This window comes from Microlunatus spumicola (genome assembly GCF_039536445.1).
Taxonomy (GTDB): Bacteria; Actinomycetota; Actinomycetes; order Propionibacteriales; family Propionibacteriaceae; genus Microlunatus; species Microlunatus spumicola.
In genome coordinates, this window is record NZ_BAAAYR010000007.1 from 240,737 (window position 1) to 260,245 (window position 19,509).

Genomic DNA, 19,509 nt, shown 5'->3' on the forward strand with positions numbered 1-19,509 from the left:
CCTTCAGGCCGTGACGACTGTCCTGCTCATCCGGCACGGACGTACGTCCGCCAACACCGCCGGCGTCCTCGCCGGCCGCTCCTCCGGCGTCGAGCTCGACGACCTGGGCCGTACGCAGGTGCGCGCGCTCGGCGAACGGATCGCCGGTGTCCCGCTCGCCGCCCTCGTCAGCTCGCCGCTGCGGCGCTGCAGGCAGACCAGCCAGGCCCTGCTGGGCGCGCGCTCCGACGGCCTCGACCTCACCGTCGACCAGGGCCTGACCGAGTGCGGCTACGGCGACTGGACGGGGAAGTCCCTGCGCGACCTGGCCAAGGAGGACCTCTGGAAGACGGTCCAGACGCAGCCGTCCGCGGTCCGCTTCCCCGGCGGGGAGTCGATGACCGAGATGTCCGCGCGGGTCGTGCAGACCATCCGGCGCTGGGACGCGCAGATCGCCGCCGAGCACGGGGACGACGCCGTCTGGGCGGCCGTCTCGCACGGCGACCCGATCAAGGCGATCCTGGCCGACGCGCTCGGCCTGCACCTCGACTCGTTCCAGCGGATCATGGTCGACCCCGCCTCGCTGTCGATCATCCGCTACACCGCCACCCGCCCGTACGTCGTCACGACGAACTCGACGAACGCCGACCTGGCCAAGCTGCTCGCCCCGCCGCCCAAGAAGGCGACGGACGACGCGGCCCCGGCCGACGACGCCGCCGTCGGGGGCGGGCTCGGCGCCGGCGGGCACGCCGAGGCCTAGCAGGCCGACGACGCCTGCCGGACAGCCCGGACGCCGGACGGCGGCGCACTAGGCTGGACCCATGGCGATTCTCGTGCACCGCTACGACGCGCCGGACCGGTTCGTCGCCGGCACCGTCGGCACCCCGGGCGAGCGCACCTTCTTCCTCCAGGCCCGCGAGGGCAACCGCATCACGAGCGTGGCGTGCGAGAAGCAGCAGGTCTCCGTGCTCGCCGAGCACCTCGACCGCGTCCTCGACGAGATCGTGCGCCGCGGCGCGGCTGGTTCCGGCTCCTCGGTGAGCACCGGCCGGGCGAAGGACGTGGACCCCCTCGACGCGCCGATCGCGGAGGAGTTCCGCGTCGGCACGATGACGATCGCGTGGGACCCGAGCATCGACCGCATCGTGATCGAGCTCTTCTCCAACGTCGACCGCGAGGCCGAGGAGCCCGAGGCGGAGGCGGCGAGCACCCCCGACGCGGAGGACGAGGTCGAGGCCGACGAGGTCTTCGTCGTCAAGATCACCGCCTCGTACGCGCGGGAGTTCGTGACCCGGGCGCAGGCGCTGGTGGCCGCCGGCCGGCCGCCGTGCCCGTTCTGCCTGCAGCCGATCGAGCCGACGGGCCACATCTGCCCGCGGGCCAACGGCTACCGCCGGGCGCTGTTCTCCTGAACGCCCGCGTCACGTCCCGCAGACGACCGACCCCGTGACCGCCGCGCGGACGCCCGACGTCCGGCACCCTGCGCTGACCGCGCCCCTGCAGAGCGGCCGGCTGGACCGCGAGCAGCTCGAGATCACCGGCCGCCTGCTGTCCGCGTCGAACGCCACGTTCCTCGGCCAGCTGCGCACCGACGGCCTCGACCTGCTCTGCGTCTACAAGCCGACGCAGGGCGAGCGGCCGCTGTGGGACTTCCCGACCGACACGCTCGGACGGCGCGAGGTGGCCGCGTACGAGGTCTCGCGCGCCGCCGGCTTCGACTGCGTGCCCGTGACGGTGTTCATCGACGGCCCGTTCGGCCCGGGGTCGCTGCAGGTCTGGGTGGACTCCGAGGAGGACGCCGTCGCGCAGCTGGTCGACCTCGTGCCGAGCCGGAAGGTGCCCAAGCACGGCTGGTTCCGCTGCGTCGAGGGCCTCGACGCCGACGACTCGGCCGTCGCCGTCATCCACGCCGACGACCCGGCCCTGCGCCGGCTCGCCGTCTTCGACGTGCTGGTCAACAACGCCGACCGCAAGGGCGGCCACATCCTCTCCAGCGAGGGCCACGTCTTCGGCATCGACCACGGCGTGACGTTCAACGTCGAGAACAAGCTGCGCACCCTGCTGTGGGGCTGGGGCGGCACCGAGCTGACCGAGACCGAGCGCGACCTCGTCCGCCGCGCCCGCGACGAGGCGCCCGCCGTGCTCGTCGGGCTGCTGGACGACGAGGAGGTCGACGTGTTCACCCGTCGCGCCGACCGGCTCCTCGACCGGAACCGCCTCCCGCGCCCGCCGCGCGGCCAGTGGCCCTCCATCCCGTGGCCGCCCTTCTGAGCGTCCACGCACGCGGCGGGGACCGCGCCCGCCGGTAGGGTGCCGGGGTGCAGGCCTGGCGTTCCCGTCCCGTTCCCGAGCTCCCCGCCGCAAAGGCCCCGGTGCGCGTGCGGGCGTACGACTCGAAGGTGCAGGGGCTGGTCGAGGTCGGGCCGACCGACGGCACCGCCCGCATGTACGTCTGCGGGATCACCCCGTACGACGCGACCCACCTGGGGCACGCGAACACCTACGTGGCCTTCGACCTCCTGAACCGCGCCTGGCGCGACGCGGGGCTGCTCGTGAACTACGTGCAGAACGTCACCGACGTCGACGACCCGCTGATCGAGCGGGCCGACCGGGACGGGGTGGGCTGGCGCGAGCTGGCCGACGAGCAGATCGCCCTGTTCCGTGAGGACATGGAGGCGCTGAACGTGCTCTCCCCGGCCAGCTACGTCGGCGCGGTCGAGGCCATCCCGCTCATCGTCGACCTCATCGAGCGCCACCAGCGCGAGGGGATCGTCTACCCCGTCGAGGACCCGACCGACCCCGAGCACCCCGACCTCTACTTCCAGCAGGCCGCGGACCCGACGTTCCTGTCGCTGTCGCACCTGACGCCCGAGGAGGCCCGCCCGGTCTTCGCGGAGCGCGGGGGAGACCCCGACCGCCCCGGCAAGCGCGACCCGCTCGACGCCCTCGTCTGGCGCCTCGAGCGGCCGGGCGAGCCCGCGTGGGACTCCCCGTTCGGCCGCGGGCGGCCCGGCTGGCACGTCGAGTGCACGGCGATCGCGCTCGACCGGCTCGGCCCGGCCTTCGACGTGCAGGCCGGCGGCAGCGACCTGGTCTTCCCGCACCACGAGATGTGCGCGACCGACGGCCAGGTGACGACGGACGAGGTGTTCGCCCGCGCCTACCTGCACAGCGGGATGGTCGGCCTGGACGGCGAGAAGATGAGCAAGTCCCGCGGCAACCTCGTGTTCGTCTCGGCGCTGCGGCGCGAGGGCGTGGACCCGATGGCGATCCGGCTCGCGCTGCTGTCGCAGCACTACCGCACCGACTGGATGTGGACGGCGGACCTGCTCGTGGCGGCGCAGGAGCGGCTGGCGGCCTGGCGCGAGGCGGTCCGCCTAGACAGCGGCCTCAACGCCGACGGCGTCCTGGCCGAGGTGCGCGCCGCGCTCGCCGACGACCTCGACGCCCCGCGGGCACTGGCGGCCGTGGACGCCTGGGCGGACGCCTCGCTCGCGGTCGACGACGACGACGCCTACGCACCCGCGCTGGTCGCGCAGACCGTCGAGGCGCTGCTCGGCGTCACCCTCTAGCCCTCCGGCCGAGATGTCCGCCGGCTGACCACCTCTGTGGTGGTCAGATGGCGGAAAGTTCCCGTGGACCTCGTACGCTTTGACGCAACGAGTTGAACTAGCTCGCGCGTGTTCCGGGGTCGGTGAAAGTCCGAGCCGGCGGTGACAGTCCGCGACCCGTACGCAGCTCCCACCCGGGAGCCGTGTCCGGTTGATGTGGTGAAACTCCACGACCGACGGTGAAAGTCCGGATGGGAGGACCACGCCGCAGCCTGTCCACGCGCCCGCTCGGAGCCGAGCGAACGCTTGGGCGTGCCTGTGCACCCCGGACGCCCGCGGCGTACGGAGCGGAGCACGAAGATGGACCTGCTGAACCGGCTGCTGGAAGCCAAGCTCGACTGGGGGCCCGGCGTCTACTGGCGCGAGATCGTCGGGAACGTGTTCGGCCTCGCGAGCGCCCTCCTGGGCATGCGCCGCCGCGTGTCCGCCTGGCCGGTGGGCATCGTCGGCAACATCCTGCTGTTCACCGTCTTCGTCGGCGGCGCCCTCGGCGGGCCGTTCGACGAGGCCGGCAAGGAGGACCTCTGGGGCCAGGCCGGCCGCCAGGTGTTCTTCGTCATCGTGAGCATCTACGGCTGGGTGCGCTGGGCGCAGTTCCGGCGGCAGAGCGGGGCCGGCGGCGCCGGCGTCCGCCCGCGCTGGGCCGGGATGCGCGGCCGCCTCGAGCTGCTGGTCGGCGCGGTCGTGCTGTGGGTGGCCTTCTACTTCATCCTCGGCGCGCTGCACTCCTACAACGCCCCGGCCGACGCCTGGATCCTGACGGGCTCGATCCTCGCGACCTACGGCATGGCGCGCGGCTGGGTCGAGTTCTGGCTGGTGTGGGTCGCCGTCGACGTGGTCGGCGTGCCGCTGCTCCTGGTCGCCGGCTACTACCCCTCCGCGATCATGTACGTCGTCTACGGGGCCTTCTGCATCGTCGGCTTCGTCTCCTGGCTCCGCCTGGAGCGGGAGGGCCGCCGCGCCGACGAGGCCGGCGTCGCCGACCCGGTCATCGAGACGGTCGGCTGAACCCTCTGCAGAACTTCTGACGCGGGAACCACCTCTGGTGCGGTTCCCGCGTCAGGAGTTCGAGCGGGCGGCGTGCGCCACTAGGGTTGCCCACCGTGACGAAGACCTTCGATGCCCTGTTCGCCGAGCTGCAGGCCAAGGCGGCTGCGCGCGAGCCCGGCTCGTCGACCGTGGCCCGGCTCGACGCCGGGGTGCACGAGATCGGCAAGAAGGTCGTCGAGGAGGCCGCCGAGGTCTGGATGGCGGCCGAGCACCAGTCGCGCGACGAGGCGGCGACGGAGATCAGCCAGCTGCTCTACCACCTGCAGGTCATGATGATCGCCCTCGACCTCTCGCTCGAGGACGTCTACTCGCACCTCTGACCGCCCTGAGAAGCCGGGGCCCGCTCCCGGGCGCCCACCTAGGATGACGCCGTGACGAGCCTGGGCACCCCGGAACGAGCGGCAGACCGTGGAGCCGACGGCGGGACCGACGGTGCACGCCGCCTGATCCGCGTGGCGGTCCCCAACAAGGGCGCCCTGTCGGAGTCCGCGTCGGCCATGCTGCGCGAGGCCGGCTACCGGCAGCGGACGGACACCAAGGAGCTCGTCCTGCTGGACGAGGCGAACGGCGTCGAGTTCTTCTACCTCCGCCCGCGCGACATCGCCGTCTACGTGGGGGAGGGCACCCTCGACGTCGGCATCACCGGCCGCGACATGCTCCTCGACTCCCAGGCCCCCGTCACCGAGGTGCTGCCGCTCGGCTTCGGCCGCAGCCGCTTCCGCTTCGCCGCCCCCGCTGGCAGCGGGCTCGACGTGCCGTCGCTGCAGGGCCTCCGCATCGCCACCTCGTACGCGGGCCTCGTCGGCGGCTACCTCGCCGAGCGCGGCGTGACCGCCCGGCTGATCTCGCTGGACGGCGCGGTCGAGACCGCGATCCGGCTCGGGGTCGCCGACGTCGTGGCCGACGTGGTCGAGACCGGGACGACGCTCCGCCAGGCCGGGCTCGAGCTGTTCGGCGAACCGCTGCTGCTCAGCGAGGCGGTCCTCATCCGCCGGCGTGAGGCACCGGTGCCCGACGGGCTCGAGGGGCTGGAGCGCCGCCTCAACGGCGTCCTCATCGCGCGGAACTACGTGATGATGGACTACGACGTCTCCGACACCGTGATCGACGACGCCTGCGCGATCACCCCGGGCTTCGAGGGCCCGACGGTCTCGCCGCTGGCCCGCGAGGGCTGGAAGGCCGTCCGGGCCCTGGTCCCGCGGCGCGACGCGCAGCAGGTGATGGACGACCTGTGGGGCATCGGCGCCCGCGCCATCCTCGTCACCGACATCGCCGCCTGCCGGTTCTGAGCCCCGTGCCCACGCCCGTGCCGGTCCGGCCCGTCGTGTTCAAGCCGCGGCGGCTGCGGGTCGTCGGGGCCGTGGTGGCGGTCGCGCTCGTCGCGCTGACCTTCTACGGGTGGTTCGCGCTGCCGCGCGAGATCCGGGTGCTGTTCACCGTCTCGCAGCTGCTCACGCTGCTCGGGTTCCTCGGGGTGCTGGTGCTCGTCGTCCTCGGCGTGGCGGCGAGCTCCGTCCGCGCGGACGCCGACGGCCTCCGCGTCCGCAACGGGCTCCGGGTCCACCGTCACCCGTGGTCGCAGGTCCACCGCATCGTGCTGCGTCCCGGCGACGCCTGGGCCTTCGCGCTGCTGCGGCCGGCCGACGCGCCGGACGAGGAGTTCACCGCAGACCTCGACACGCAGAAGCGCTTCCTCGTCGGCATCCAGGCCGGCGACGGCGCGTACGCGCAGCAGGCGGTCGACGAGCTGCGCCGCCGCCTGGCCGCGGCCCGCGCTACTGGATCCCGCGCGACTTGAGCAGGGCCTCGATCTCGGCCATGTCGTCGTCCTGCGCCGGCTTCTGGGCGGGGGCCCGACCGGCGGGCTGAGCCTTGGCCGGTGCCCGACCGGCGGGAGCGGCCGGGCCGGTCCCGACGCGGGGCTGGCCCTTCGCGTCGGCCGCCTCGGCCTTGGTGCGACGCCGGGTCCGCCGGGCCACGATCCCGCCGACGACCCAGAGCACGACGGCCAGCGCGAGCGCGCCGAACCCGATCCACGCCGTGAGGTCGAAGACGTTGCCGGTCGCCCAGCGCACGACCGCGACGACGGCGTCCCAGACGAGGCGCAGCAGGCCCGTCAGGTAGAGGGCCACCACCCCGACGGCGAACGCGAGGCCCTGGAGCGCGCGTCCGCGCCGGCCGCGGGTGAAGGCGATCAGGGCGACCACCACCCCCACGAGGCCGAGGCCGATGCAGAGGGGCAGGAGGACGACGTCCGCGGCGGGCATCCTCCCAGCCTGCCACCGGGAGGGGCCGGAGGCATCGGGGACAGCACGGGCCGGACCCTGGGACGCACCCGCCGGCCCACGTACGGTGGCCCGCATGCCCGACGCCCAGCACCCGCCGCACCTCGAGCGCACCCTGGCCCCCTCGCCCTTCCCCGGCGACGACGGGCTGGCCGACCCGGCCACCCGCCGCGCCCTCGCCGCGGCGGTCCGCGAACCCGGGACGACCACCTACCTGCGCGCCGTGGCGGCGCTGTGCACGACCCGTGTCCTCGTCCCCGTCGTCGCGACGGCGACCCGGGTGGGCACCACCACCGGCGGGCTCTCCTCCGACAAGGAGGCGGACATGGCCGTGGTCATGCTCGAGTCCGGCGACGGCCGGCGGGCGATGCTCGGCTTCACCGGGCTGGACGCGCTCAAGGCCTGGCGGGCCGACGCACGGCCGGTGCCGGTCACCCTCGACCTCGCCGCGCAGACGGCCCGGGCCGAGCAGGTGGGCACGGTGCTCGTCGACGTCGCCGGTCCCCACCCGCTCGCCATCGAGGGCGAGGTGCTGGCGGCGCTCGCCGCCGGCCACCGCCTGGTGGAGCTGGAGCCGGAGGAGTTCGGCTGGGCCGTGCCCGTGGACGACCCGTCGGTCGAGGCGCCCGGCCCCGGTCCCGGTCCCGCCGCGGAATAGCGCGCCGCCCCGCAGGCGTTGAACCCTGCGTCGGAGGCCCCGGGACGAACGTGCCCGGACGCCGTCGCCGGTGATAGCATCGGTGCCGACCGATCTGGCGTACGCGTCGGATCCGCAAGCGGAGACCTGATCTCCCACCCGTACGACCCCTCTGGGCCCTGCCGAGAGCGTGGTGGTCGGGTCGGTCCATCGCCGCCGGCGTACCCGCCGGTCGCTGTGGTGTTCAGGGTCTTCGCTCACGGGCGAGGACCCTTTTCTCGTCTCTGCGGATCCGTCCAGGGCCCGGGTCGGCGCCAGCACGGACGATCGACCGCCTCGGACGAAGACCAGAGCACCACCACAACTGGAGGACATATCAGCACCGAACCGCGAATCAACGACCGCATCCGCGTCCCCGAGGTCCGCCTCGTCGGACCCGCGGGTGAGCAGGTCGGGATCGTGAAGATCGAGACTGCGCTGCAGCTGGCCACCGACTCCGAGCTCGACCTGGTCGAGGTCGCGCCGATGGCCCGCCCGCCGGTCGCGAAGCTCATGGACTACGGCAAGTTCAAGTACGAGAACGCGCAGAAGGCGCGGGACAGCCGTCGCAACCAGACGAATACGATCATCAAGGAGATGAAGCTCCGCCCGAAGATCGACGTGCACGACTACGAGACCAAGAAGGGTCACGTCGTGCGGTTCCTCAAGGGTGGGGACAAGGTCAAGATCACGATCATGTTCCGCGGTCGTGAGCAGTCCCGTCCCGAGCTGGGCTACAACCTGCTCAAGAAGCTCTCCGCCGACGTCGACGAGTTCGGTTTCGTGGAGTCCTCGCCCAAGCAGGACGGGCGCAACATGATCATGGTGCTGGGTCCGCACAAGAAGAAGACCGAGGCCAAGGTCGACATCGCGGCCGAGCGCGAGGCCCGCATGGCGGCGCGTGCCGAGAACGCCGCGGCCGACGAGCAGGCCGCGGCCGAGCAGCGTGCGCAGCACGCCGCGCAGCCGTCGGCCCCGCGCCGTCGTGGTCCCGCCGACAACATGGACCCCGACATCGACGTCTGAGTCAGGCCCCGAGCCCGACGCACGACGAGCACCACCAGCAGGACCCGCCGGGGGCAGCCCCCCGGCGGGACGTGACACGCCCGCCCCGGCGGGTGAGGGAAGAGATGGAGCGGCAGATGCCGAAGATGAAGACGCACTCCGGTGCCAAGAAGCGGTTCCGGTTCACGGGCACCGGCAAGGTCATGCACCGCAAGGCCGGCAAGATGCACCTCAACGAGCACAAGCCGACCTCGCAGACCCGCCGCCTGACCGGCGACGCGGAGCTGGCCCCGGGTGACGCCGCCCGCGTGCGCAAGATGCTCGGTCGCCGCAGCTGACGCTGCCCCTCTTCCCACCTCCCGCCGGACGCCCGAGACCTCGAGGCCCGGCCCCACTTCAGTAAGGAACACCGATGGCACGCGTCAAGCGCGCAGTCAACGCGCACAAGAAGCGCCGTGAGGTCCTCGAGCAGGCGTCCGGCTACCGCGGTCAGCGCTCGCGGCTCTACCGCAAGGCGAAGGAGCAGGTCACCCACTCCCTCGTCTACGCGTACCGCGACCGCCGCGCCCGCAAGGGCGACTTCCGCAAGCTCTGGATCCAGCGCATCAACGCTGCGGCCCGCGCGGAGGGCATGACCTACAACCGCTTCATCGCCGGTCTGAAGACCGCCGGTGTCGAGGTCGACCGCAAGATGCTCGCCGAGCTGGCCGTGTCGGACGCCCCGGCGTTCGCCGCGCTGGTCGCCGTGGCCAAGGCGGCTGCGCCCGCCGAGACCCCGGCCGCCACCACCGCGGCCTGAGGCACACCCTGCCTCCAGCACGTCCGCAACCCGGTCGTCTCCGTCGCCGCAAGGACCGTGAGACGGCCGGGTTGTTCCTCGCCGAGGGACCGCAGGCGGTTCGCGAGGCCCTGCACGCCGGGGTCGTCACCGACCTCTACGTCGACCCTTCGGCCGCCGACCGGCTCACCGAGCTCGTCGGGCTGGCGACCAGCCTGGGCCTGGCCCCCCGCGAGCTCGAGGGGCGCGACCTCGCCGCCCTCACCGACACCGTCACCCCGCAGGGGGTGGTCGCGGTCTGCCGCCGGGTCGACGTGGCCCTGGCCGACGTCGTCCGGGCGGGCGCCCGACTGCTCGTCTGCTGCGTGCAGGTCCGGGACCCCGGCAACGCCGGGACGGTCGTCCGCTGCGCCGACGCCTTCGGGGCGGACGGCGTGGTCCTGAGCGCAGGTTCCGTGGAGCTCACCAACCCCAAGACCGTCCGCGCGAGCGTCGGCAGCCTCTTCCACCTGCCCGTCACCGTCGGCGCCGACCTGGCCGCCGTCGTCGGGGCCGCGCACGACGCCGGCCTCCAGGTCCTCGCCGCCGACGGTTCCGGCGACGTCGAGCTCTCGACCCTGGCCCGTACCGGCGACCTCGCCCGACCCACGCTGTGGCTGTTCGGGAACGAGGCGTGGGGGATGCCCGAGCAGGACCGCGCCCTGGCCGACCGCGTCGTCCGGGTCCCGCTCTACGGGGCGGCCGAGAGCCTGAACCTCGCGACGGCCGCCGCCGTCTGCCTCTACACGACGGCCACGGCCCAGCACGAGGCCTGACCGTCAGCCGGCCTGCTCCTCGGCCGGCTGCTCCTCTCCGGTGCGGGCCGCGGCGGCCGGCCGCGACGTGCCCGGCGTCCCGCCCGCGCGGACGAGGGCGAGCATCTGCGCCTTGGACGTGACGCCGAGCGTCGCGTAGATCCGGGTGAGGGACTTCTCCAGGCTCCGCAGGGAGACGTAGAGACGGTCGGCGACCTCGCGGTTCTTCTTCCCGAGCAGCAGCAGCGAGACGATCCGTGCCTCGTGGTCGTCCAGCACGCTGCTCAGCAGCTGGCCCTGCGCGTCGGCGGGCGGCGTGATCCACTCCAGCGCCAGCGCGTGGCGGTGCCAACCCTCCAGGCCCAGGTGCGCGAAGTGCAGCGCCGCGTCGTGGCGGACCTGCTCCGCCTCCGGTCCGGCGGAGGTCGGCCCCAGCCGGCGCGCGAGGGCCAGGAGGGTCCGGGCGCGCTCGACCAGGCCGTCCTCGGAACCCGAGGCCGCGAGCGCGCGGGCGAAGGCCGGCCGCGCCTCCAGCGAGGAGGCCACCAGTCCGGCCGCCCGGGCCGCCGCCGCGCTCGTCGCGGGTCCGGTGGGTTCCGGCAGGCCGGCCGCGGCGTGCGCCTGCTGGGCGGACGCCAGGTCGCCCTGCGCGACCTGCGCCTCCACGAGGTCGGCGAGCACGAGCCAGCGCTGCTCGGGCGGCAGCGGGGGCTGCCGGCGCACCAGCGACTCCAGCCCGACCACGGCCTCCGCGTAGCGGCCCTCGACGAGACGGCGCTCCGCGTGGGCGCGCTCCAGCGCGGGCACCTCCGACCCGTGCACGTCCTCCCCGTCATGGAGGGTGCCGTCGGGCAGCCCGGCGAGGGTCTCGAGCCGGACGAGGGCGGGGTCCAGGCCGCGTACGTGCAGCGGTCCCGGCAGCGCGAGCGCCTCGAGCTCGACGGCGCTGCGCAGCGCGGTCCGTACCTGCCAGGTGGCCACCTCGAGCTGGAGCCGCGCGGCGGCGAGGAAGTAGGCGGCGTGCCGGCCGGCGTCGCGGTGGGTGCTCGCCGCCTCGAAGAGCTGCTGGCGCGCCTCCGCGTGGGCGCCCGCCTCGAGCAGGACGGTCACGAGCAGGAAGTCGTCGTACCAGCTGCGGTCCACCGACGAGTCGCGCCAGCGCAGCGCCGCCTCGCGCAGCGTCTCCGCCCGCGCCGCCCCGCTCGTGCGCTGCCAGCCCACCTCGACCAGCCGCCACAGGGCCCGGTCGCCGGCCCGGGCCGCCCGGCTGGCCTGCCGCGCCCGGTCGAGGTAGGTCCGCGCCTGCGCGTGGGCACCGACCAGCAGGCTGTTCCACGCCGTCCGGGTCATCGTCTCGAAGACGACCGCGGGGGAGACGAGCTCGAGCGCGGAGAGGAGCTTGGTCGAGGGGACGGCGAGCGTGCGGTCGTCGGCCACCTGGCTCAGGAACCCCCGCCAGCGGGTCAGGTCCGACAGGTCGGGCTCGTCGACGCCCAGGGCGCGCACGGCCTGCTCGAAGGCGTCGCGGGCGTCGAGCAGGTGCCCGGCGCGCTCGGCCCGGGCGGTGAGCTCCAGCCAGTCGTGGGTCGTGGGCGGGTCGGCGTGCCCGACGACGGCCCAGGCGAGCGCCTCGGCCTGGCCGTCGTCCGACCCCGGGGCGGCGCCGGCCAGCGCGCGGCGACCCGTGGTGACGACCTCGTCGCTGGTCGCGTCCCCGTCGGCGGCGTGCAGCGCGGACCGTATGGGGGCCACGGCGGACCAAGCGTCGGCGAGCGTCGTCGCGAGGCTGCGGCGCACCGCCGGGGGCAGCGCGGCCTCGGCCAGCCAGCCGAGGGAGGTGCGGCTCGGGCGGTAGCCGCCGGGCACGGCCTCGAGGAGGTGCCGGTCGAGCAGCGACCCCACGGGGCCCGGCCCGCCCACGCGGTCCAGCACGACGGTCGGCATCGGCCCGCCGAGGCCGAAGCAGGCCAGGGTGCGCAGCTCCTCGGGCTCGAGCCGACCCAGGACGGGAGCGACGGCGCCGAGGCTCGCTGCCGTCGCCGTCAGCCGCACCGGCAGGGCCCGGCGCCCCTCGAGCTGCTCGCGGTCGAGGTGCTCGGCGGCCTCGCGCAGCACGAGCGGGTTGCCGTCCGTGCGGTGCCGCAGGTCGCCGGCGACGGGAGCCGGCACCGCGAACCCGGTCCAGGCGCCCAGCGCGACCCGGGTCTGCTCGGAGCCCAGCCCGTCCAGGTCGAGCCGGTCGAGGTCGCGGGCGTCGTCGGGCAGGGCGTGGTCCGGGCAGGCGAGGACGTAGGAGACGTCGAACGTGTGGTTGCGGTGCGCGAGGAAGACCAGCAGCTCGAGCGAGAACGGGTCGCAGCGGTGGAAGTCGTCCGCGACGACGACCACGGGACGGTCCCGGTGGGGCATCGCCCGGTAGCGCTCGGTCATCTGGCGCCCGAGCTCGTTCGGAGCGACCCCGTCCTGCACCCCCCGGGTCACGATCTCCGTGCTGCCCGACCGGGCGAAGTCCTCGACGGACCGGACCGCGGCCCCGGCGTTGCGCGCCGCGGCCCAGGGCTCGGCGCCGCTGCTGCTGCTCCCCGTGACCCAGATGAGGTCGCCCTCGAAGGCCCGGAAGGCCTCCCGCAGCAGGGTCGTCCGGCCGGCACCCGGGGCGCCCGCGACGACGAGCGTGCGCCCGACGGCGCCCCGCCCACGCGCGACCTCGCGCACCCGCGCCAGCTCGTCGGACCGGCCCACGAACACGCCGGTGCTGCCCCCGCCCCCGACCATGCGCCTCCTCGGACCACCTGCGCCTGGATCCCCTTCGGACGAGGCGCCTCGTCCGGATGCAGGGCAGCACCCGAACCCGCACGTTATCCGTACGGAACCCGCCTGAACTTCCGCACGTCCCCGCACGACGGTGCGCCGAGCGGGACTGCACGTCCGCCGGCCCTAACTTCTGGTCCCGGACGGGGTCGGCCGGCACGTCCGGGGGAGCAGGACCGGGACCAGGAGGAGCCGTGGCGACATCCGTCGGGGAGCTCGGCCCTGCGCTGGCGTCGTGGAACGACTTCGTCGGCACCGCGGCGGCCGACGAGTCGGGTCCCGACGCCACCGGACCCAGCCTCTACGAGGCCGCCGGGCTGGACCCGGCCACCTGGATCATCCTCGGCGTCGACCTGGGGACGGCGACCCCGGCGACGCTCGTCGTCTACGCGCTCGACCGCGCGGTGCACGGGGTGTCGACCCACGCCGACCTGATCGACCTGGGCCACCGCTCGGGAGAGCTGGCGGTGACGGCGTTCGAGCTCTGCGGGCCGGAGGCGCTCCGCCGGGGCGCGGCCGCCTTCGAGCGGTTGTCCGTCCGCCTCGTCGCCCGCCCGTTCCACGACCAGCGGCTGGTCGTCCACGAGCGGCGGGCCCTGCCGGTCGGTCCACCCCCGACGGACCCGGCGTCCGGCTGAGCCCGGTCGACCCCCCGCCGCCTGCCCCCGCACCCGGCCGCACGCCACCACCGAACCGGAGCCCCCGTGTCCAGCGAGAACGCCCCCACCCCCGCCCTGTCCGCCCGTCCGCCCCGGCGGCGGCGCACGTTCCTGTGGGGCCGGATGAGCATCCGCTCCAAGCTGCTGGCGATGCTGCTCGTGGTCAGCATCCTGTCGATCCTCGCCGCGAGCTACTTCGCCTACCGCTCCTCGAGCCGCGCCCTCACCGACCAGGCGACGCAGCAGCTCACGTCGATCCGCGACGCGCGGACGCGGCAGATCCAGTCCACCTTCGCGGGGCTCAGCCGCTCGTCGGTGCTGAACAGCGGCAACCTGACCGCCACCTCGGCGATGACGGCCTTCACCCGGGACTTCGCCGCCCTGCGGGGCCGCACGACCTCGGCGTCGGAGCAGGCCGCGCTCGACGCCTACTACGCCGACACCTTCCTGCCCGAGCTGCAGAAGAACACCGACGGCGAGGTGACCGCGCAGAGCTTCGAGCCCACCGACGACGCCGCGCGCTACCTCCAGTCGCGCTACACCGTCCCCGCCAAGGGCGACTTCGACGCGGCGATCAAGGTCGACGACGCGGGCGACGGGTCGGCCTGGTCGGCCGACCACGCGCGCTACCACGGCTTCTTCCGCCAGGTGGTCGAGCAGAACGGCTTCGACGACGCGATGCTCGTCGACACCGAGGGCAACGTCGTCTACACCGCCTACAAGGGGACCGACCTCGGCACGAACCTGCTGACCGGGCCCTACAAGGGCTCCGGGCTGGAGGACGCGTACCGCGAGGTGCTGCGCTCGAACACGGTCAACGCCATCAACCTGGTCGACTTCGAGCCGTACGCGCCCTCGTACGACGCACCGGTCGGCTTCGGGCTCTCGCCGATCGGGGTGGACGGCCGGCTCACCGGGGTCCTCGTCGTCCAGCTGCCCGGCGAGAACATCAACAACGTCATGACGTCGAACGGGCAGTGGGCCCAGACCGGCCTCGGACGGACCGGGGAGAGCTACCTCGTCGGTCCCGACGGCACGCTCCGGTCCACCTCGCGGCTGCTGGAGGAGGACCCCGCGGCCTACCGGGCGGCCGTGGTCGACCAGGGCACCCCGCCCGAGCTCGCCGACCGCATCGTCGCCGACAAGAACCCGGTGCTGCGCCAGAGCGTCGACTCCCCGGGCGCGCAGGCCGCGCTGCGCGGGCAGACCGGGACCTCGGTCGAGACCGACTACCTGGGCCGGCGGGTGCTGACCTCGTACGCCCCGGTCGCGGTCAACGGCATCAACTGGGCCGTGGTCTCCCAGATCGACGAGGAGGAGGCGCTGCGACCCGTCAGCAACCTGCTGCGGACGCTGGGGCTGACCACGCTGGGCATCGTCCTGGTGATCACCCTCGCGTCGCTCGTGCTGGCCCGCGTGTTCACCCGCCCGGTCGACCGGCTGCTGGCCGGGGTGCGCAAGGTGGCCGGCGGCGACCTGGACGCCCGGGTCGAGACGCGGGGAACCGACGAGTTCGCCGACCTCGCGACGGCGTTCAACGACATGGGTTCCAGCCTCAGCACCAAGCAGGAGCTGCTCGACGCCGAGATGGCCGAGAACGACCGGCTGCTGTCCACCCTGATGCCGGCCGCCGTGGCCGAGCGCTACCGCACCGGCGAGACGAACATCGCCCAGGAGCACACCGACGTGTCGGTGCTCTACGCCACCATCGACAACCTCGACGACCTGGGCCGGGGCCGCGACGTCGAGGCCGGCGTCGGCCTGCTGAACGAGCTCGTCGCCAGCTTCGACCGCGCGGCGGAACGCACCGGCGTCGAGAAGGTCCGGGTGCTCCGCTCGGGCTACATCGCGAGCTGCGGGCTCGTGGTGCCACGGGTGGACCACGCGCTCCGCTCGGTCGACTTCGCGCAGGAGATGTGGTCGGCCGTCCAGCTCTTCGGCGCCCAGCACGGCGTGCAGCTCGGCCTGCGCGTCGGGATCGACTCCGGGTCGGTGACCAGCGGCCTCGTCGGCGGCGCGGCCATCTACGACCTGTGGGGCGACAGCGTGAACCTCGCCTTCCGGGCGCAGTCCGCGAACAGCGAGCCCGGCATCTACCTCACCGAGGCGGTGCACCAGCGCGTGCGCGACGCGTACGCCTTCACCCCGGCCGGAGACGTGTCGACGAAGTCCGGCAGCGAGGGCGTCTGGCGCCTGGAGGTGGGTGCCCGTGTCTGACCTGACGCAGCAGCCCTGGTTCGCCTGGGCGGTCCTGGTCGTCGTCGGCCTGCCCGTGCTGACCATCGTCCTGACCGAGGTCGAGGCCCGGCTGGTCCGTCGGCGCAGCTCGATGGCCCGGCCCGTACGCCTGCTCCGGGCGTTCATCCTGCCCGTGGGCGCGCTGCTGGTGCTGCTCACCCAGATCCCCAACACGGTCGTCTCCAACGAGGGCGGGGTCGTCAAGATCACCGCGACCGTGCTCGGGCTGATGGTGCTCGTGTTCGTGCTGTCGGGGCTCAACACCGCGCTGTTCCTGAACGCCTCGGCGGCGTCGTGGCGCGGCCGGATGCCGTCGATCTTCATCGACATCGTCCGCATCATCATCATCGGCGTCGGGCTGGCGGTGCTGCTGTCCGTGGTCTGGGGCGCCGACGTCGGCGGTCTGTTCGCCGCCCTCGGCGTGACCTCGATCGTCCTCGGCCTGATCCTGCAGAACGCCCTCGGCTCGATCGTCGGGGGACTGCTGCTGCTGTTCGAGCAGCCCTTCCAGCTCGGCGACTGGATCGAGTACGGCAAGGTCCGCGGCCGCATCGTCGGGGTCAACTGGCGCGCCGTGCACATCGAGGTCGACAACGGCATCCAGATCGTCCCGAACTCCTCGCTCGCCGAGGGGGCGTTCACCAACCTGAGCCGTCCGACGACGCACTACGTGGAGACGGTCGCGGTGACGTTCACCGAGAACGACCCGCCGCGCGACGTGATCGACCTGTGCAACGAGGTGGCCCGCGGCCTGCCGCGGCTGGCCCCCGGGCACGAGCCGAGCACGGTGCGGACCGGCGCCGGCACGTACGCCACGTCGGTCCCGCTCGTCACCTTCGCGGACAGCGGGGAGGCGAACGCCGAGCTGCTGACGCGGCTCTGGTACGCCGCCCGGCGCGCGAACCTCGCCCTGAACGGGGCCGACATCTGGCAGGGCGAGAGCACCGCCGACGTGGAGGTGCTCCTGCGGCGGGCCGCCTCGCGGCTCCGGCTGGACCCCGACGGGCTGGAGGGGCTCGCGGCCCGGATGGACCTCGAGCGCTGGGCGCCCGGCGAGGTGCTGCAGCGCGTCGGCCAGGTCCCGACCGCGATGCGCTGGGTCAGCGGGGGCGTCGTCTCGCTCCGGGTGCCCGCCCCGCTCGGCGGGGAGCTCGCCGTGCTGAACCTGGGAACGGGCGACCTGATCGGCCAGACGGCCCTCACCCGCACCGGCACGCCGTGGTCGCTCACCGCGGTCTCGGAGGTGACGGTCCTGGTCGTCCCCTACGACGTCCTCACCGACCTCGTGCGCCAGGACAACCGGCTCGCGCGCGAGCTGGGCCAGGAGATCGACCAGCGCAAGGAGGCGGTCGACGCCGCCCGCGCCCAGACCGAGGACACCGCTTCCCGGCGGGCCACGTCAGGAGCCGCCGAGCGAGCCTGACCCACCCTTCCGCCGCCGTGCACCAGGATGGCCACGACGGCCTACGGCGTCCCTCACACACTCCACCGCACCTGCTCCACCCACACCACAGAAGGACCACCCCATGAACGAACCCTCCCTGGGAGCCAAGCTCGGGGCCGAGGCCCTCGGCACCTTCGGCCTCGTGTTCGGCGGCTGCGGCAGCGCCGTGCTCGCCGCCAAGTTCCTCACCGACGACGGCGTCCAGCTCGGCATCGGCTTCGTCGGCGTCGCGCTCGCGTTCGGCCTCACCGTGCTGACCGGCGCGTACGCCTTCGGCCACGTCTCCGGCGGCCACTTCAACCCGGCCGTCACCATCGGCCTCGCGGTCGCGAAGCGCTTCGAGTGGAAGGGCGTCCTGCCCTACATCGTCACGCAGATCGTCGCCGGTGCGCTCGCCGCGCTCGTGCTCTACATCATCGCGAGCGGCAAGTCCGGCTTCAGCGCCAGCGAGAGCGGCTTCGCCTCCAACGGCTACGGCGCGCACTCACCCGGCGGCTACGGCCTCGGTGCGGCGCTGCTGACCGAGATCGTCCTGACGGCGGCGTTCCTCTACGTCATCCTCGGCGCCACCGACGACCGGGCACCCAAGGGCTTCGCCCCGATCGCCATCGGCCTCGCGCTGACCCTGATCCACCTGATCAGCATCCCGGTCACCAACACCTCGGTGAACCCGGCCCGCTCGATCGCCGTGGCCATCTTCGCCGGACCCGCCGCGCTGTCCCAGGTGTGGCTGTTCATCGTCGCGCCGATCGTCGGTGCCGCCATCGCCGGCGCCAGCTACGCCGCGATCACCGGCGCCAAGCCGAGCGCCGTCGACGTCGGCGTGGCGAACAACCCGCAGGTGGGCACGGCCAAGAAGGGCTGAGCCCGACCGCGGCTCGCCCGTCGAGCCGCACGCACGTCACCCGAGCCTGCCGGAGACCTCCTCCGGCAGGCTCGGGCGCGTCCGGGGCTCGACGGCGAGGCCGACGGCTCAGCGCCCGACGCGGTAGCGCAGGTGCGTGGCCGCCGGGGACCAGGTGACGTCGACGAGCCGCAGCCCGGGGTCGGCGACCCCGTCCAGCAGGCGCTCCCCGGCGCCGAGCAGGACCGGCGTGACGTCCAGGGTGATCTCGTCAAGGACCCCCGCGGCGAAGGCCTGCCGGACGGTGGCCGCGCCGCCGGTGACCCGGACGTCGCCGTCGCCCGCCGCCTCGCGGGCCCGGGCGTACGCGGCGTCGAAGCCGTCGGTCACGAAGTGGAACGTCGTCCCGCCCGCCATCACGAGCGGCTCGTGCGCGTGGTGGGTGAGCACGAAGACGGGGGCGCGGTAGGGCGGTTCCTCGCCCCACCAGCCCCGCCACTCCCCGTCGTACGAGGCCCACGGCCCGCGGACCGGTCCGAACATGTTCCGGCCCATCACGTAGGCGCCGCGCGGCGTCATCAGGTCCGCGGTCGCCGCGGCGTCGGCCTCGTTCGCCGGCTCCGTGCCGGGCCAGTGCCAGGCGTGCATCCGCTGCCCGCCCACCCCGAGCGGGGCGTCGAGGCTCTGGTCGGGTCCGGCGAGGTAGCCGTCGAGGGAGATCGAGACGTGGCAGTCGGTGGTCATGGGCCTCCGACCCGGCTCGGTCGTCGAAGTCATCGGGTCGGCGTCGGACTCGCCCGCCCGCGTCCGGGGCTCAGCGCCGCTGCGCCTGCTGCCAACGCTCGTACGCCCCCTGCGCCTCGGCCCACGCCGGCGCGGGCACGGCCGCCCGGACGACCTCCGCCGCCTGCGCGTCCGACGTCGTCAGACGTGTCCGGCGGCCGGAGTCGCCCGTCCACGCCACGGTCAGGGTGCCGCCACCCGCCGCCGTCTCCTCGTCCGCACGGTCGCGCAGGTCGCGGCAGGCCCGCGCGAACCGGTCGGGGTCCGGCACGAACGTCGCCGACCACGCCTCGGTCGACCCGTAGCCCGGTGACCAGGTGACGGTCCCGGACGTGGCGTCCAGCCGCACGGTCCACTCGTGGTGGTAGGGCGGCGGGGTGGAGCCCGAGACGTAGGTGGCGGTGCCGGTCAGCGGTGCGTCGCACGGGTCGCCGACCAGCGCGCAGCCGGTCGCGGCGCCTCCGCCCACGAGCGCGAGGCAGAGGAGCAGGACGGGGCTGCGCACGCCGGCAGCGTAGGGGTCGCGGGGGTCGCTGCTCCCGGTGCCGTGGC

At 73.9% G+C, this 19,509-nt stretch carries 21 protein-coding genes and 1 riboswitch; of the genes, 17 read left to right on the plus strand and 4 right to left on the minus strand.

The window, feature by feature from the left end; translation table 11 throughout:
* The first annotated feature begins 10 nt into the window (after positions 1-10).
* The 8 genes from ABD665_RS21170 (at position 11) to ABD665_RS21205 (ending at position 6,438) form a co-directional block, all read left to right on the plus strand.
* Entirely contained in the window at positions 11-739 is a 729-nt protein-coding gene (locus ABD665_RS21170) for an MSMEG_4193 family putative phosphomutase (RefSeq protein WP_204912933.1), read from the plus strand.
* 61 nt (positions 740-800) lie between these two features.
* Positions 801-1,391 (plus strand): DUF3090 family protein, encoded by a 591-nt coding sequence (locus ABD665_RS21175; RefSeq protein WP_204912932.1) that lies wholly within the window; start codon positions 801-803, stop codon positions 1,389-1,391.
* Between the two features lie 34 nt (positions 1,392-1,425).
* Positions 1,426-2,250 carry an SCO1664 family protein gene (locus ABD665_RS21180; RefSeq protein ID WP_344743041.1) on the plus strand — a complete coding sequence of 275 codons (825 nt, stop codon included), beginning with the start codon at positions 1,426-1,428 and terminating at the stop codon, positions 2,248-2,250.
* 47 nt (positions 2,251-2,297) lie between these two features.
* Positions 2,298-3,551, plus strand: a complete 1,254-nt coding sequence (gene mshC / locus ABD665_RS21185) for a cysteine--1-D-myo-inosityl 2-amino-2-deoxy-alpha-D-glucopyranoside ligase (protein WP_204912931.1) — start codon at positions 2,298-2,300, stop codon at positions 3,549-3,551.
* 104 nt (positions 3,552-3,655) lie between these two features.
* A riboswitch (FMN riboswitch) is annotated at positions 3,656-3,798 on the plus strand.
* A 92-nt stretch (positions 3,799-3,890) separates the two neighbouring features.
* Positions 3,891-4,598: a nicotinamide riboside transporter PnuC gene (pnuC, locus tag ABD665_RS21190; protein WP_204914739.1), complete on the plus strand. Its 708-nt coding sequence runs from the start codon at positions 3,891-3,893 to the stop codon at positions 4,596-4,598.
* 95 nt (positions 4,599-4,693) lie between these two features.
* Positions 4,694-4,960, plus strand: a complete 267-nt coding sequence (locus ABD665_RS21195; protein ID WP_204912930.1) for a phosphoribosyl-ATP diphosphatase — start codon at positions 4,694-4,696, stop codon at positions 4,958-4,960.
* Between the two features lie 123 nt (positions 4,961-5,083).
* Positions 5,084-5,929 (plus strand): ATP phosphoribosyltransferase, encoded by an 846-nt coding sequence (hisG, locus tag ABD665_RS21200; RefSeq protein WP_204914737.1) that lies wholly within the window; start codon positions 5,084-5,086, stop codon positions 5,927-5,929.
* A gap of 5 nt (positions 5,930-5,934) precedes the next feature.
* Positions 5,935-6,438, plus strand: coding sequence for a PH domain-containing protein (locus tag ABD665_RS21205; RefSeq protein ID WP_204912929.1), 504 nt, complete (start codon positions 5,935-5,937; stop codon positions 6,436-6,438).
* On the opposite strand, the gene ABD665_RS21210 is transcribed toward ABD665_RS21205, so the two are convergent.
* Positions 6,416-6,907 carry a hypothetical protein gene (locus ABD665_RS21210; protein ID WP_204912928.1) on the minus strand — a complete coding sequence of 164 codons (492 nt, stop codon included), beginning with the start codon at positions 6,905-6,907 and terminating at the stop codon, positions 6,416-6,418. The two genes, ABD665_RS21205 and ABD665_RS21210, sit on opposite strands and share 23 nt — an antisense overlap.
* A 94-nt stretch (positions 6,908-7,001) precedes the next feature.
* On the opposite strand from ABD665_RS21210, the gene ABD665_RS21215 reads away from it, so the two are divergent.
* From ABD665_RS21215 to ABD665_RS21235, 5 genes are all read left to right on the plus strand, one after another.
* Complete coding sequence (locus ABD665_RS21215) at positions 7,002-7,583, plus strand: SseB family protein (RefSeq protein ID WP_204912927.1); 582 nt, start codon at positions 7,002-7,004, stop codon at positions 7,581-7,583.
* A gap of 372 nt (positions 7,584-7,955) precedes the next feature.
* A complete protein-coding gene (gene infC, locus ABD665_RS21220) occupies positions 7,956-8,627 on the plus strand; it encodes a translation initiation factor IF-3 (RefSeq protein ID WP_344743066.1) in 672 nt (223 codons plus the stop codon).
* A 116-nt stretch (positions 8,628-8,743) separates the two neighbouring features.
* Positions 8,744-8,944 (plus strand): 50S ribosomal protein L35, encoded by a 201-nt coding sequence (gene rpmI, locus ABD665_RS21225; RefSeq protein WP_204912925.1) that lies wholly within the window; start codon positions 8,744-8,746, stop codon positions 8,942-8,944.
* A 74-nt stretch (positions 8,945-9,018) separates the two neighbouring features.
* Positions 9,019-9,405 carry a 50S ribosomal protein L20 gene (gene rplT, locus ABD665_RS21230; protein ID WP_204912924.1) on the plus strand — a complete coding sequence of 129 codons (387 nt, stop codon included), beginning with the start codon at positions 9,019-9,021 and terminating at the stop codon, positions 9,403-9,405.
* An 8-nt stretch (positions 9,406-9,413) separates the two neighbouring features.
* The gene (locus ABD665_RS21235) at positions 9,414-10,199 is read left to right on the plus strand and encodes a TrmH family RNA methyltransferase (protein ID WP_425562199.1); all 786 of its coding nucleotides are present in this window, start codon (positions 9,414-9,416) and stop codon (positions 10,197-10,199) included.
* A 3-nt stretch (positions 10,200-10,202) separates the two neighbouring features.
* On the opposite strand, the gene ABD665_RS21240 is transcribed toward ABD665_RS21235, so the two are convergent.
* Entirely contained in the window at positions 10,203-12,953 is a 2,751-nt protein-coding gene (locus tag ABD665_RS21240) for an AAA family ATPase (protein ID WP_204912923.1), read from the minus strand.
* A gap of 230 nt (positions 12,954-13,183) precedes the next feature.
* Here ABD665_RS21240 and ABD665_RS21245 point away from each other — a divergent pair, with 230 nt between their 5' ends.
* The 4 genes from ABD665_RS21245 (at position 13,184) to aqpZ (ending at position 18,195) form a co-directional block, all read left to right on the plus strand.
* Positions 13,184-13,627 (plus strand): hypothetical protein, encoded by a 444-nt coding sequence (locus ABD665_RS21245; RefSeq protein ID WP_204912922.1) that lies wholly within the window; start codon positions 13,184-13,186, stop codon positions 13,625-13,627.
* A 66-nt stretch (positions 13,628-13,693) separates the two neighbouring features.
* Complete coding sequence (locus ABD665_RS21250; RefSeq protein ID WP_204912921.1) at positions 13,694-15,865, plus strand: adenylate/guanylate cyclase domain-containing protein; 2,172 nt, start codon at positions 13,694-13,696, stop codon at positions 15,863-15,865.
* Positions 15,858-17,309: a mechanosensitive ion channel domain-containing protein gene (locus ABD665_RS21255; protein ID WP_204912920.1), complete on the plus strand. Its 1,452-nt coding sequence runs from the start codon at positions 15,858-15,860 to the stop codon at positions 17,307-17,309. Before ABD665_RS21250 ends, ABD665_RS21255 begins: the two co-directional genes overlap by 8 nt.
* Before the next feature lie 103 nt (positions 17,310-17,412).
* Positions 17,413-18,195, plus strand: a complete 783-nt coding sequence (gene aqpZ / locus ABD665_RS21260; RefSeq protein ID WP_204912919.1) for an aquaporin Z — start codon at positions 17,413-17,415, stop codon at positions 18,193-18,195.
* A 108-nt stretch (positions 18,196-18,303) separates the two neighbouring features.
* Here aqpZ and ABD665_RS21265 read toward each other — a convergent pair whose 3' ends face one another.
* Entirely contained in the window at positions 18,304-18,918 is a 615-nt protein-coding gene (locus ABD665_RS21265) for a dihydrofolate reductase family protein (RefSeq protein WP_204912918.1), read from the minus strand.
* A gap of 70 nt (positions 18,919-18,988) precedes the next feature.
* On the minus strand, positions 18,989-19,462 hold the full coding sequence (locus tag ABD665_RS21270; protein ID WP_204912917.1) for a hypothetical protein: 474 nt from the start codon (positions 19,460-19,462) through the stop codon (positions 18,989-18,991).
* Between the last annotated feature and the right edge of the window lie 47 nt (positions 19,463-19,509).

Excerpts from the sequence above, each read along its gene's own strand:
- ABD665_RS21175 (WP_204912932.1), top strand. The coding sequence starts at position 801 with ATGGCGATTCTCGTGCACCGCTACGACGCGCCGGACCGGTTCGTCGCC.
- pnuC (WP_204914739.1), top strand. The coding sequence starts at position 3,891 with ATGGACCTGCTGAACCGGCTGCTGGAAGCCAAGCTCGACTGGGGGCCC.
- ABD665_RS21210 (WP_204912928.1), bottom strand. The coding sequence starts at position 6,907 with ATGCCCGCCGCGGACGTCGTCCTCCTGCCCCTCTGCATCGGCCTCGGC.
- ABD665_RS21215 (WP_204912927.1), top strand. The coding sequence starts at position 7,002 with ATGCCCGACGCCCAGCACCCGCCGCACCTCGAGCGCACCCTGGCCCCC.
- rpmI (WP_204912925.1), top strand. The coding sequence starts at position 8,744 with ATGCCGAAGATGAAGACGCACTCCGGTGCCAAGAAGCGGTTCCGGTTC.
- rplT (WP_204912924.1), top strand. The coding sequence starts at position 9,019 with ATGGCACGCGTCAAGCGCGCAGTCAACGCGCACAAGAAGCGCCGTGAG.
- ABD665_RS21240 (WP_204912923.1), bottom strand. The coding sequence starts at position 12,953 with ATGGTCGGGGGCGGGGGCAGCACCGGCGTGTTCGTGGGCCGGTCCGAC.
- aqpZ (WP_204912919.1), top strand. The coding sequence starts at position 17,413 with ATGAACGAACCCTCCCTGGGAGCCAAGCTCGGGGCCGAGGCCCTCGGC.
- ABD665_RS21265 (WP_204912918.1), bottom strand. The coding sequence starts at position 18,918 with ATGACCACCGACTGCCACGTCTCGATCTCCCTCGACGGCTACCTCGCC.